Genomic DNA, 13,607 nt, shown 5'->3' with positions numbered 1-13,607 from the left:
CAGAACCCGTAAGCACCTTTGCCGAATGATAACAAATACCGAATCCCGACAGCATTACAGACAATGGGAAGCGTGGGAAAGGAACGGTAATTGTAATTGAAAATAAGACCGCACAAACAAAGGTTTGTGTTTGTCTGTTTATAGTATAAACCAATAATGCAAGAAATTATGGATGAAGATTTGAAAAATATGACCCATGACGAACTTGTCGAAGAAGTCAAAAAATTACGGCAAGGTATTCGTAAACACCGCGATAGCAGCGGACATGATTTGTGTTGGTTTCATCCGCAGTTGTGGAATTTACTTCCTGAAAAATATGACCCGAAACTTTCGGTTCCCGACTGGCCGCAGTTTATGGAAGGCTGTGTCCGTTTTCGCAGGTCGTTGGATGAGCAATTGCCAGACGTTCCGCGTACCAACGAAACGTTTAATCCCAATGAATGAAATTCCGTTGCAAGGGTACAGCCGCCGCATGTACGCTTGCTTTCTCGCCGAGATTCTCTTTGAAGTGTACGGCACGGGAACGGAAAAGTGTATCGCAGGCAGGTATGAAAAAGCCGCTTGGGTAGCGGCTCTGTGAATTACTTCTTGCCGGGAAGTCGCCCGTCATTAAAATGCTCACGGATAAACTTATGTACATCCGATTCCAGATAGTACGTTTTCTGCTCGATACGCTTAAACGGCAATTGCCCCGAACTTCGGTAACGCTGCAAGGTACGTTTTGAGATATTCAGCATAAAACATAAGTCCTGATTGTCCAACAACAGTTCGCCGTTAAGTCGGTGGCGTACCTTTTCCTTTTTGGTAATGCGGTTTTCAAGCATATCGAGCCTATCCATAATGCGTTTCATCCACGCCTCGAAATTATTTTTATCTATAAACATGGTATTTGATTTTAAATATGACCGAGTATGAAATAACTTACATTGGACGGGTCTTTCAGAATGATTTCCTTGTCCCGCATGAATTTGATATAGCTTTTGGCTGTGCGTTCTTTCACGTCCAATATCGCTTGGATTTGCTCGCATAAGTCCACATAGGTGCAATGCCGTTGCTTGCCAAAGATGCCACGGGCAACGCTCACCAATTCGCTTTCCTTGCGTTTTTCCTTTTCTTCCTTCGTTTTTTCGCCGATGTATGTGTGCATCGCCAGTTCCTTGTTCCATGCGAACTGAATCAACGGAACGTCCAACGGGCTACCGTCACGAACTTTCAGGGCTTTGATAACCGAGATATTTGGGTCTTCATCCTTTTCGATGGAAAGGATGGCAGCCGCCTTGCGTTGCAGTTCTGAACCCAAATGCCCACGTAGTTTCATGCCGTTGGGAATAAAGTGAAGTACACATACGATACAGGTTTTGTAGATGCCTGCCAATCGGTAGAGTTCGTCGATGATTCCCACACTTTCGGCTTCGTCGTTGGCGCAACGTACCAAATCGGCAATGCCGTCGATAACGACCATTTGAATACCGCCATACTGGTAGTAGAATTTATCCATGCTTTGAACAATGGCTTGTAAGCGTTCTTTGCGCGACATGCTTGTCAGGCAGTAGGCTTTGAAGTAGTCGGGCATTTTATCCTGACGGCTTCTTCTCAAAATATTGGAAATGTTCTTGTACAGTTGCGTTTCTGATTGCTCTGTATCGTAGAGTAATACGGCTTTGTTCTTCCCGTCCACATTAATGGTTGTTCCCAAAGTGTCGATTGAAAAGTCGGCGTTACGGATGGCTCCGGCAATCAGGCTCCCTACATAGTTACTTTTTCCCGTTCCTTCACCACCCGTTATGCCGAACAGGTTGCCTTCCGTCCCCAATGGGACATCATTAATAGATATTATCATTTCTGCTTTGATTGGCGGATTATTGAAGTCAATCTCACACGGCTTTAGAATTGCCATAGTTTCGCTATAAAGTGTGTCCAAAAATTCGATGAACAACCCGATAAAGTTTTCGCGGGTATTTTCTGCTTTGAAATAATCAGATATATCTTTCTCTGTTTTTGTTCCCGCAAGCGGTAAAACGAGCCGTTTTACGCCAAATTCAGCCAATTGCTGTTGGTGCTTCGCCGAAGCATCCAAACCCGTTTTATCCGTATCGTAGAGTAAAACGATATGTTTGAAGCGGTGTGATAGTTTGCGGATGATGCTTGTTGGAATGGTAGCCGTTTCCGAATTGAAACAGATTGCATGAAAGCCACGTGAAGCCAAGGAAAGCACGTCTTTCTCGCCACCTGTAATGAACAGCGTATCGCCTTTGGCGGGCAGTTGTTCCAGTCCAAAACAATAATTTTCACCAAAGTTTCCGCCATACAGGAAGCGTATTTCAGAAACCGGACGGTAGATTTTTACATGCCGTTTACCAAGGTATCCGAATATTGGTTCTTGTTCCGATGAAGTAAAAAAGAAAGGTTTACCTTCGCTATTCTCGCTCTTAAATTCTTTTAGGGAAACGACTTTGTAGGCTTTCAGTATTTCAGAAGTGATGCCGTATTGTTGCCAAAACGCCAACTCTTTGGATGTGAAGTTTTGCTGAATGGTGCTGTATGGCTTACTTTTCTTTGGTTCAATTGGCTGTTCCTCTTTCGCAACTGGCTTCATAACTGGTGAAACTGAAACCACGAACGAAGTGTCGCCATCATCTAAATTCAGCGATAAGTCCCGATTGATAATTTGCAGTATCTCTACAAAGTCTTTTGAGTTCCGGCAATCCAAGCCTTTCAGTTTTCCTACGAAAAAGAAACAATCGCCACTGAAATCGTCGTTACCAAAATCTTTGATACGGTAACAGCCGTTGCGACGGTCAAAAAACACGTTACACGATGCTTTGCTGTCATCGTACAACGGATTCAAGAAGTTCCGTCCGATTCGCCATTGTCCCGGAATATAGTGTTTGAAAACGTCCAAACCGTTATTTGTTCGCCTTAGCAATTCTTCTTTGTTGAACATATTGTTGGTGATTGTTGATTAAGTTTTGAAGTGCTTCTTCGTTGCTGCGGATGCGTTTTTCATTCAGCATTCGTTTGATTTCCGCAATGGTATAGTAGGTTTTGCCCGATATGAGCGAGTAGGAAATCTTACCTTGTGAGCGCAAGCGTTGCAGCGTGCGTTCGCTGATTGCGAGAAAAGTGCAAACCTCGTAACTGTCCACCCATTCTTCGTCGGGGTCGGTGGCATCTGTTGACTGGTGTTCGACTACGAACTTGGCAATCGAATTGATTTTTGCCACTAAATCTTTATACGCTTGTGATTCGATAGTGATAACATCCATAGCAATAACTGTTTGAATTGCTGCAAATGTCGGTGGATTGCAAATTTTGAACGTCCAAGTTGGTACAACTATTTTTTTTAATAGCGATGAAATGCTTATCAGTAAAGGATTTTAAAATCAAAACTTTTGAGAATGTGCTATGTAAAACTTGGTAGTGGTGCTTTTTGCCACAAAATGACATAAAAAAAGCCTCAAAAACGGACGTTTTGAGGCTTAAATTATCAAAATCTATATGTGAAAACTTGGTACTATACTTGGCAAAAATGCTTTAGCAATCCGTTGAATTACAGCCAATTGAAAAATCAATATTGCCAAATAGTCAAATTGGGAACTTGGTAATTGCCCAATTTTACTACTTACTATCGTCTTTATCCATTTTTGCAATCAATTTGTCTTTCAACTCGTCTAAGAATTGAGTGCGGTTTACGCGCCCACGAAGGGTAAGGTAGGTGTGATATACATCGCCCAAATCAATATTAAACACATTTTCAAAGTATTCAGTCAGACGTATTCGTGATATTCGTCCGAAATTGAAACAATCGGCTTCGCAAATGGCATATATCAACTCTACAAGGTCTGTTTTGTTGCGTGTCCACGTTTCCTTTGCTTTAAGCGATGTATAACAATCGGATTGCGGGTGTTGCGGATGCTCTAATGCCATGAGTTCTTCATTGAAATAGATACGCAATAACTCGTTTGCCAAAATCTTTGCGACTTTGAAATCGCACGAAGTGGAAAACTTCGGGTCGCGTTCAAAGTAAAATGTTTCCAACATCATTTGTATATCGGGCTTGCCGCGCAGAAAATAGTATCTGTCTAAATGCGTACTTTCCGAACGATAATATTTGTAGAAATCTATGTTCTTATCAAATACATATTTCAGATGGTCAAGTTCTTTTTCTATGTAATTTTTCTGAACGCTGATGCTACCGTTTGGGCGCATGGCTTCAAAATTGTAAATCTTGCGGTAATAGATTAACTTGTGAAATATCTTTGGCTTTACTTCTTTAAAGAAGTGTATTTCTTCCGCTTCACTTTCAAAAGTATAGCCATATATAAAGTTTTTCAACTGTTCAAAGGCAGTCTCCAGCAGCAAAACTGATTCTTCTGCTTTTTTCAAAATACTCATTTCCGACATGTCAATCGCCTGAAATTGAGTATTCAACTGCTCCGTTATTTTGTCTATTTTCTTTCTCATTTAACTACTATATATTTATCCAACAATTATTTAGACATGATTATCCTAAATATTGCAACATATCAACTTAAACAAACCAATCCAATTCGACTTTAAAATACACAAAAACAATAATTATCAAGACAAACCGAACCAGTTTACCTATAAGCATAAAGAAAGCGGATGAATAAAAATTAGTGCGGTAAAAACCCAATGCCAATGCAAAAACATCCCCGATTATAGGAATCCAAGTCAAAAGCGCAAGCCAACTACCGTATTTATTCACTCTCTTTTTTTGCTTTTCAAGCGTTTCAGGTTTTACCCTGAACCATTTCTCAATCCATTCCCATTTGCCAACATAGCCCATCCAGTAGGTAACTAATCCGCCTAACCAGTTGCCAGAAACGCCCCAAAACAAAGTCAATGGAATGCTGCCGTCAAGAGCCAGTGCGGATACAAATAATGCATCTGAACTAAAGGGAATGATGGTTGCTGCCAAAAAGCAGCCCAAAAACAAACCTAAATAACCCCAGTCACCAAGTAATTCCATTATATACAGTTCATCATCCTTTATTTTACTCTAAATTGAAGTTCCCCTAACTTCGATGTTATTAGTTTGCAACCTTCCTATCCGTCCCCGCTATCATTATCAGTAAAGCAATTCCGAAAATCAGGTTGGGTTTTTCGCCTAAAATAAGGAATAGGCACTTGTTTTCGCTGCACCTATTTCGCATTCTGTAAACCGCCTACTTGGCGTCAAACGAAGAAACCTTGATAATTACAGCTAAACAGCTATAAGTAAATAGCCTTTGTGTCGCTGTTTAGAAAAACATTGACACAAAGGTTGGGAAAATGCTATTTACCAGCAGTGGCGCCCATTTAATGAAATCAATACTTCAATTTCCTGTCGTACAACAATGCTGCATTCAATACAACCAGTACGGAACCTGCATTATGTACCAATGCTCCGGTAATCGGGTTTAACCATCCCATAAGCGACATGCCTATCGCCACGAAATTGATAACCATCGAAAGGGTTATATTGAATTTTATCGTGCTCAAAGTGGAGTTAGATAACTTTTTGAGATACGGTATCTTTGATATTTCATCGCCCATCAGCGCAATATCAGCAGCTTCAATGGCGATATCGCTGCCCATACTTCCCATTGCCACACCGACATCAGCAGTTTTAAGAGCCGGAGCATCATTAACACCGTCGCCTATCATACAAACTTTTCGTCCTTCTTGCTGTAGTATTTCAATCTGCTCTACTTTCTGTCCGGGAAGTAGTTCGGCATAAATGGTATCTATTCCCGCCTGTTCTGCAAAATAGGAGGCAGCTTGCTTGTTATCGCCCGTCAGCAGGATTACTTCCGTACCCATCTTTTGCAGTTTGCCCACCATCTCTTTTGCATCGGGACGAATGACATCGGATAAGGCGACAAGACCTACGCACTTTCCATTTAAAGCAACTAAGATTGAAGCCTTGCCTTCCTGACGTATATTCTGTAAAGAATCTGTTACTTTATCTTCTATTTGGATTCCGTTTTCTTGTAGTAATGCAGTGTTGCTGCATATTACTTCGTGTTCGTCAATAACGGCTTTCAGCCCCTTACCCGGTATCATTTCAAATGTGGAAGGCTCCCTCACATCAATACCTTTATCCCGTGCATATTTTACGACGGCTTTTCCCAATGGATGTTCAGACCGCAACTCGGCAGAAGCAATAAGGGATAGTAAATCCCGCTCATTCATATCGTCTGAAAACATAAGCAGGTCACTAATTTCTAACTTGCCGTAAGTAAGTGTTCCGGTTTTATCGAATGTAACGCTATTCACCTTACCCATTGCTTCCAATGCTTCGCCCGATTTAATGAGTACACCATGCTTGGTTGCCTGCCCGATGGCTGCAATTACAGACGTAGGAGTAGCCAAGACCAATGCACAGGGACAAAAAACAACCAGTACAGTTACCGCACGGACAATATCGCCTGTGAAGAAATAAGCCAATATAGCGATCAGCAGAGCGATAGGAACAAGCCATGTAGCCCATTTATCGACGATGCGTTCCATCGGAGCCTTTTTATTCTCGGCGGATTTTACCATATCGACCATCTTTTGGAGTGAAGAATCTTTGCCCACTTTAGTCGCTTCGATGTCGATAGAGCCGAAGCGATTGATCGTTCCGCAGAATACATCATCGCCGATACTCTTATCCACCGGCAAAGACTCTCCCGTCATAATGGATTGGTCTATGGAAGTGTTCCCAAAAACAATTTTTCCATCGACAGGAATTGTTTCTCCTGGAAATACACGTAATAAATCATCCCTGTGTATTTCTTCCACAGGAACGATTTCTTCCGTGATGTTGCCATCAACCGTAATAATGCGCCGTCCTTTCTGCGGAGCAAGGTTCAACAGTTTGCTGATGCCTTTTCTGGCTCTGCCTGCCGCCCGTTCTTCGAGCAAAGCACCGATAGCCATGATGAAAGCTACTTCGCCTGCGGCAAAAAGTTCGCCTATGGCAATAGCAGCAACCATCGCGATAGATATTAACAAAGCAGATGATACCCACCGTTGAAAAATCAAACGGGTAAGAGCGAGATACAGTAGCGGTAATCCGCATATAAAAACAGTTACCCACGCGGGATCGATGAGCATTTTTGTGTCTGTCAATAACAACACTAAACTTATGGCAAGGAAAACACCTCCTACTATTGTCATCGGAAGACTTTCGAGAAAACTAAATATTTTTTTCATTTTAATTTTTATTTGTTCGTTAAACATTGATTTGATAAAAAGCGATGTGTCTAACAAACAAAGGGTGGTGCTCTAAGCCCCACAAAAAGCACTATACAGTCAGTATAGTTGAATGCAACATTGGGATTAAATAATGAAAGTAACTTCGTTTCGCAAGTTATGTCCGGTGGATTATCAACCATGTAAGATGGTTGATAATCCAGGACATATTCTTTCTTGTCATTCGTTTTTTTAAGATGTAGCCCTGTTGTATCATCTGAATCAGAATAATCAAACCGATAGCTACAATAGCATTCTTTTGTTTTATCTGTTGTTGGATTATGGTGTTCAAATTGTTCCTTAAAATCCTCTCCCAACAGATCGACTACGGATGAAAAGAAACTGAAATGATGCGTATGGGGTATAACAGCATGAGCAAGAACTAATATCCCTGCCAAAACAAGCAACAGCTTGTTTTCTTTGTACAATTTCATTTTACTGTGCATACACATCATTCAAAACTTAAAGTTCCACCGCCGATAACTCCGCCAATGATAAATTATAATCTCTCTCCGCTTCCAATACCTTGTTGATGGCATCGTAGTAGTATTCCACTTCCATGAGGTAGGTAAGCAGTGAGATTTCGCCTGCGTCCAAGGCTCTTTTCAGCAGCGGTTCGTTGCCGTTAGCCGTAATGGACTGGCGGTATTTCAACGCGTTCTGTTGTAAGCCCGACGCTTTCAGGTGCAGGCTTTGCAGGCGGTTATAAAACTGCACTTTGGTGTCAGCCAACACCGATTCGTCGGCTGTAACCTGTGCACGGGCTTGTTTAACGCGGTTTTTGTTTTCCCAAAGCGGAATGGAAACACCGACCATAACGCCTTGGAAGCGTTCGCCTGTTACCGCTTCGCTCATGTAGCCCGCCGAAAACTTGGGCAAGCCCATTGCCTGATTCAACTTTATTTGCCGCTTGCTGATTTCGATTTGTCCGCTGACGTATTGTAACACGGGGCTTTTCGGTTCGGCAGAGGCGTACCAGTCTTCAAAATTGGCAGGCAGCACGTTGGCAGGGTACACATCATCGGTAAAAGCAATGTCCTTGCCGCCGTTCAACCCTTTGAGTTGGGACAGCAAAGTCGCCTGTTCTGTCCTGATACGTGCCATTTCGTTTTGAACGGTTGTCAGGTTCAGTTGCGCCTTGTTGTTTTCCAATACGTTGGCATCGCCTTTCGCCATGCGCGACTGGTAGGTAGCGGCAATGCGTTCGGCATTCTGCAACCTTGCGGCATACTCTTTCGCTAAGGTATTGTAGTACACCAAATCAACGCAAACTTTTTTGGCTGCCAACAGCAGGTTAATCCGCTCGGCTTTGTACTGCATTTCCGCATTGGCGTTTTGCAGGTCGGCAATCTTTCCCCTGTGGCTGTAAGCCGTTGGGAAGTCGAACGATTGCTTTACGGTAAAGTCCGTGCGGTTGCCTATGACGTTGGGATTACCCCATAGATAGTGAAATTCAACTTCGGGATTGGCAAGGTAGATTCCCGTGCGGTTACCCAATTTTTGCGCTTCCATCTGTTCACGCAGCGCAGTGAGCGTGGAACTGTTTGCTTCTATTGTTTGCAAAACAGTTTCATATCCGTTTTGTGCTTTCGCAGAAAACAGAACGGATACGAACAATAGGCTAATTACTATTTTTTTCATTTTTCTTCTGTTTTCTTTTTTCCAACATTTCGTACACTACAGGCACAATATAAATATTTAATAGCGTGGACGTAAGCAATCCACCCAACACTACAACTGCCATCGGGCTTTGTATCTCGTTGCCGGGCTTATCGCCCTGAAAAACGAGCGGGATAAGTGCCAATGCCGCCGTAAGTGCGGTCATCAGTATCGGGTTGAGCCTGTCCATCGAGCCATGTACTACAATCTCACGCAATTTTGAATCTTGAACTTCGATTTCCGAATCAATCCCTTCTGACTTCAACTCATCGCTCGAAATTTGCAATTCTTCATTGTGCTGCTGCATGTGTTGGTATTTGGATATAAGCAGGATTCCGTTTCGCGTAGCGATTCCGAATAGGGTGATAAAACCGATGATGGACGGAATGCTGACAATATCGGACGTGAAGAACACAGCAAACACGCCGCCAATCAACGCCAACGGTAAGTTCAGCAATACAATGGCTGATAGCGTGAGGTTTTTGAACTCGCCATAGAGCAAGAGGAAAATCACACATAACGCCAAAAACGAGGTGATAAGCAGGGTTCGCGAGGCACTTTCGGCACTCTCAAACTGTCCACCGTATTCCACGCGGTAGCCTTCGGGCAGGTTGATATTTGCACCGATGTTGGCTTTGATATCCTCTACGACACCTTTTAGATCACGCCCCGACACGTTTGCCGAAACTACGATTTTACGCTGTACGTTTTCGCGGGTAATAGTGTTGGGGCCGCCAACGGAAACCACTTCGGCAATTTCTTCCAACGGCACTTTACGCCCGTTGCCGATGTCAATCAGAGCGGCTTTCACTTGGTCGATACTTTGGGTGTAGTTTTGATTCAAGCGAAGCACCAAATCGAAGCTGCGTTGCCCTTCGTAGATGTCCGCCAACTTTTCGCCGCCATACGCTATGTCGATAAACTTATTGAAATCTTCAATGGTGATGCCGTACTTGGCTAACATACCGCGATTGGCGCGTACCTGTAATTGTGGTGTTTCGGTTTGCTGTTCCACCGCCACGTCTACCAGTCCGTCAATTCCCTTGATGGAATTTTGGATTTGGTTACCCATCATAAATAAGCGGCTTAAATCGGGGCCGAATATTTTAATGGCAATGTTGGCACGAGTTCCCGAAAGCATATGGTCGATGCGGTGTCCCAAAGGCTGCCCGACGGTAGTCGCCATGCCCGGAACGCCTGCCAACGTGTGGCGTACATCTTCCATAAATTCTTCTCGTGAACGGTCTTTTAGTTGAAACATCACATCAATTTCGGCACTGTTGCTGCTTTGTGCATGTTCGTCCAACTCGCCGCGTCCCGTGCGCCTTGCCGTTCCCGTTACTTCGGGAATATTCATTAGTTCGGTTTCAATTAGATTACCCAAACGACTGCTTTCTTCCAACGAAACACCGGGTTTGGTTACGGCAGAAATGACCAACGAACCTTCATTAAATTCGGGTAAAAAACTCTGTCCCATTGTAAAAAACAAGCCAAGCGACACAATAAACACGCCGATAGTTGGATACAACACTTTCTTTTTGTTGCGTAGCACCCATTGCAGCGATGAACCGTAGAAGGTTGAAAGTTTGCGGGTCAGCAAGCTGTCTTTTTCGTTTTTATCCAAATACTTATCGCCCGAAAGCATCAACTTACACATGAGCGGCGTTACGGTCATGGCGACAATCAGCGACATGAACAGCGAAACAATATATGCCACGCCGAGCGGTTTAAGCATTCGTCCTTCCATTCCCGTAAGGAAAAACAGGGGAACAAACGCTACAATGATAATGAGCGTAGCATTGAGGATAGAAGCACGGATTTCGCGCGAGGCATCGAATACTATCGTGAAAGAGGACTGTCGGTGCTCTTTGGGCTTGCGATGGTTTTGCCGCAGGCGTTTGTACACGTTTTCCACGTCGATAATGGCATCGTCCACCAACGAACCGATGGCGATACACATCCCGCCGAGGGTCATGGTATTGATGTTCATGCCCAACAGGTAGAGTACGATAATTGCACCCAACAGCGAAAGCGGAATAGCCACAACGGATATAACCGTGGTGCGTAAACTTCCCAAAAACAGGAACAGAATAATGACTACGAACAGCGCGCCTTCCATCAGTGCGCCACCCACGTTATTGACGGATGATTCGATAAAATCTGCTTGACGGAAAATTTTGGTATCCAACTTTACATCTGCGGGAAGTGTGGCTTGTATTTCTGCCAACCGCCGTTCGATGTTTTCGGTTACGTTGAGCGTATTGATATTGGGCTGTTTGGAAATGGCAAGTATAACGGCGGGCTTGCCGTTTTGCGAGGCTGAACCCAACTTTAAGGCACTGCCGATAACAATTTCCGCCACATCTGAAACAACAACGGGTTTACCATTTACGGTTTTAATGAATGTTGCTCCCAACTCTTCGAGGCTGTTGGTTCGAGCCATGCCGCGCAGGATAAATTCGTTACCGTAGTCGCGGATTACGCTGCCCGACGAATTGGCGCTGAATGTGCTTCCCACGTTTTCCAACTCGTTCATGCTTACACCGTAAACGTCCATCTTTTGCGGGTCGGCAAGTATTTGGTACTGCTTGTAATCGCCGCCGATAATGGTTACCTGCGACACGCCGCCCGTGGCGAGTATCGAGGGTTTTACCACCCAATCGGCTAAAGTGCGCAGTTCCATCATCGAAGTGCTGTCGGCTTGCAAGCCAAGTAGCAGGATTTCGCCCATGATGCTCGATTGCGGGGCTAATACGGGAACGACATCGGCGGGTAATTCGCTGCCGAGCGATACCATTTTTTCGCTTACAATCTGGCGGGCTTTGAAAATATCCGTTCCCCATCCGAACTCTACCCACACGAAGGAATATCCCTGCATGGATGCCGAGCGGACGCGGCGTACATCGGTTGCACCGTTGACGGCTGTTTCGATATGGAAGGTTACCAACCGTTCCACTTCTTCGGCAGCCATGCCGTGTGCATCGGTCATTACAACTACTGTCGGGGCTGTGAGGTCGGGGAACACGTCAATATCCATCTTTTGGGATATGTACGTTCCGCCTACAATCAGCAGCACCGCTCCCAGCAACACAAATAGTTTGTTATTGAGAGAGAATTTTATGATTTTATTCAGCATGTTGTCAATGGATTAATGCACGTGTCCCGAATGCGCATCCAACGCCCCCGAAGCCTGTGCCAGTTTTACTAATATTGCGCCTTTGGCAACAACACGGTCGCTATCCGCTATGCCTGATACTACTTCTGTGCGGAAACCGTCGGTTACGCCTTTTTTGATTTCCCGTTTCTCGAAAAATTCGGGTGTCAATTGCACGTAAACGAAGTAGTTTCCCATTTCTTCCACAACGGATTCATTGGGTACGGTGATTGCTTGCGCGTTGGTTTGCGTTTTGATGTACATTTCTACGAAACTGCCCGATAGTAATCCTGCACTGTTTTTCACTTGGAAAACAACGGGTATAAGCGGATTAGCGAGGTCGGATGATTTGCCGAATGACACTACACGTCCGTTCAATTCTTCCAATGTAAAGGTGCGACCGTCGTCCAACACTTTGATGTTGGCAGAGGTAATGCCGCCCAAAATCGAAAAATACTTGGGTTGCAATTCGGCTTTGATAAGTAAATCGCGGTTTTGCGAAACCACCAATACGGGTTGTCCCGCTTCGGCGTATTGCCCGTTGCTGACCAATACCTGCGTGATAAATCCGCTGATAGGTGAAGAAACGGTTTGCTTTCCTGCCGAAAAATTCTTCCGTAGGTTGTTGAATACGGCTTCGGCGTTGGTAAATTCCGTTTGTGCCTTCAACAGTTCGCTTTGCGAAACGATGTTGTCTTTTGCCAACTCTTTTTTACGGTCATACTCGGCTTTAGCTCGGTTGTATTCGCTTTCAGCACCGCTGTAACGTACCATCAGGTTGTTGTCAGCCATTCCGCCGCCTTCAATGGAAAACAGCGATTGTCCTGCGCCAACGGCTTTTCCGTCCACCACATCACCGTTCGGAAAAAGTACAATGCCTGCGGTTTTAGCCGTTATAATTTGTTGGTCGCCCTGCGAAGGTTGGATTTGCGCAGTGGTTCGGATAATTTGCCCGAAGGGTTCGCGTGTGGCTGCCGCAGTTGAGAAATCGACTTTCCAACTTTGTTCTTTGGTAAATACTACGCCGTTGCTGCTCGAAGCCACGGCATCTGCCGCGTCGTGCTGTGCATCGTGTACATCGGTATAAACCTTAATGTTGGAAACAACGATTTGCGAAGTTCCCTGCGGTGTTGCAATGTCGAACACCAATTTTCCCGTTCCTGCGGTGGCAGGTTGCAGCGAAAATTTATAGATGCCGGGGCGTGTAGGTGTTTCGAGTGTTTGACGTGCGCCATCGGTTCCGACAATTAAACTTACCGTTATTTTTCCTTCTGTAATCGGTTTGAAATTTTTCAGGAAGGAAAAGTGGGCGAGAATATCGCTCGGTTGTCCCACGACAAAAGGCGTTGCTTCGGCGAAAACCTCAAAATCGCTGCTGTATGCGGTGAGTTGAAGTTTTTCGTCGTGCGGATGGTCGCCTGCGGGTTGTTCTGATTTGCCTTTACAGCCGAACATGACGGCAGTAAGGCATACTAAATATAGGATGCGTTTCATCTTTTACTTGATTTTAGAGAATAGGGTATCAGCAACCGGGGAACAGAATTGCGTAAAG

12 protein-coding genes are annotated in these 13,607 nt (G+C 44.4%); 2 read left to right on the top strand and 10 right to left on the bottom strand.

Going from position 1 to position 13,607, the window contains the following annotated elements:
- Positions 1-168 precede the first annotated feature (168 nt).
- The gene (locus BGO84_RS17255) at positions 169-444 is read left to right on the top strand and encodes a hypothetical protein (protein ID WP_085535986.1); all 276 of its coding nucleotides are present in this window, start codon (positions 169-171) and stop codon (positions 442-444) included.
- Complete coding sequence (locus tag BGO84_RS17250; RefSeq protein ID WP_291031050.1) at positions 441-569, top strand: hypothetical protein; 129 nt, start codon at positions 441-443, stop codon at positions 567-569. The genes BGO84_RS17255 and BGO84_RS17250 overlap by 4 nt, the downstream gene beginning before the upstream one ends.
- A gap of 12 nt (positions 570-581) precedes the next feature.
- On the opposite strand, the gene BGO84_RS17245 is transcribed toward BGO84_RS17250, so the two are convergent.
- The 10 genes from BGO84_RS17245 to BGO84_RS17200 all read right to left on the bottom strand — a co-directional run bounded on the left by BGO84_RS17245 (position 582) and on the right by BGO84_RS17200 (position 13,549).
- On the bottom strand, positions 582-884 hold the full coding sequence (locus tag BGO84_RS17245) for a helix-turn-helix domain-containing protein (RefSeq protein WP_085535636.1): 303 nt from the start codon (positions 882-884) through the stop codon (positions 582-584).
- Positions 885-895: 11 nt separating this feature from the next.
- Positions 896-2,944: a bifunctional DNA primase/helicase gene (locus BGO84_RS17240; RefSeq protein ID WP_085535637.1), complete on the bottom strand. Its 2,049-nt coding sequence runs from the start codon at positions 2,942-2,944 to the stop codon at positions 896-898.
- Entirely contained in the window at positions 2,907-3,266 is a 360-nt protein-coding gene (locus BGO84_RS17235) for a helix-turn-helix domain-containing protein (protein WP_085535638.1), read from the bottom strand. The genes BGO84_RS17240 and BGO84_RS17235 overlap by 38 nt, the downstream gene beginning before the upstream one ends.
- A 352-nt stretch (positions 3,267-3,618) precedes the next feature.
- Positions 3,619-4,464, bottom strand: a complete 846-nt coding sequence (locus BGO84_RS17230) for an RteC domain-containing protein (RefSeq protein ID WP_085535639.1) — start codon at positions 4,462-4,464, stop codon at positions 3,619-3,621.
- A 67-nt stretch (positions 4,465-4,531) separates the two neighbouring features.
- Positions 4,532-4,993 (bottom strand): YqaA family protein, encoded by a 462-nt coding sequence (locus tag BGO84_RS17225; protein WP_085535640.1) that lies wholly within the window; start codon positions 4,991-4,993, stop codon positions 4,532-4,534.
- 338 nt (positions 4,994-5,331) lie between these two features.
- Positions 5,332-7,203: a cation-translocating P-type ATPase gene (locus BGO84_RS17220; protein WP_085535641.1), complete on the bottom strand. Its 1,872-nt coding sequence runs from the start codon at positions 7,201-7,203 to the stop codon at positions 5,332-5,334.
- A gap of 50 nt (positions 7,204-7,253) precedes the next feature.
- Positions 7,254-7,676 (bottom strand): hypothetical protein, encoded by a 423-nt coding sequence (locus tag BGO84_RS17215; protein WP_139822889.1) that lies wholly within the window; start codon positions 7,674-7,676, stop codon positions 7,254-7,256.
- Between the two features lie 28 nt (positions 7,677-7,704).
- Positions 7,705-8,883 carry a TolC family protein gene (locus BGO84_RS17210; RefSeq protein WP_085535643.1) on the bottom strand — a complete coding sequence of 393 codons (1,179 nt, stop codon included), beginning with the start codon at positions 8,881-8,883 and terminating at the stop codon, positions 7,705-7,707.
- Positions 8,864-12,037 carry an efflux RND transporter permease subunit gene (locus BGO84_RS17205; RefSeq protein ID WP_085535644.1) on the bottom strand — a complete coding sequence of 1,058 codons (3,174 nt, stop codon included), beginning with the start codon at positions 12,035-12,037 and terminating at the stop codon, positions 8,864-8,866. The genes BGO84_RS17210 and BGO84_RS17205 overlap by 20 nt, the downstream gene beginning before the upstream one ends.
- A gap of 12 nt (positions 12,038-12,049) precedes the next feature.
- A complete protein-coding gene (locus BGO84_RS17200; RefSeq protein ID WP_085535645.1) occupies positions 12,050-13,549 on the bottom strand; it encodes an efflux RND transporter periplasmic adaptor subunit in 1,500 nt (499 codons plus the stop codon).
- Positions 13,550-13,607 lie beyond the last annotated feature (58 nt).

Source organism: Dysgonomonas sp. 37-18 (assembly GCF_001899125.1).
GTDB lineage: Bacteria > Bacteroidota > Bacteroidia > Bacteroidales > Dysgonomonadaceae > Dysgonomonas.
This window is presented reverse-complemented; position numbering and strand designations above follow the sequence as displayed.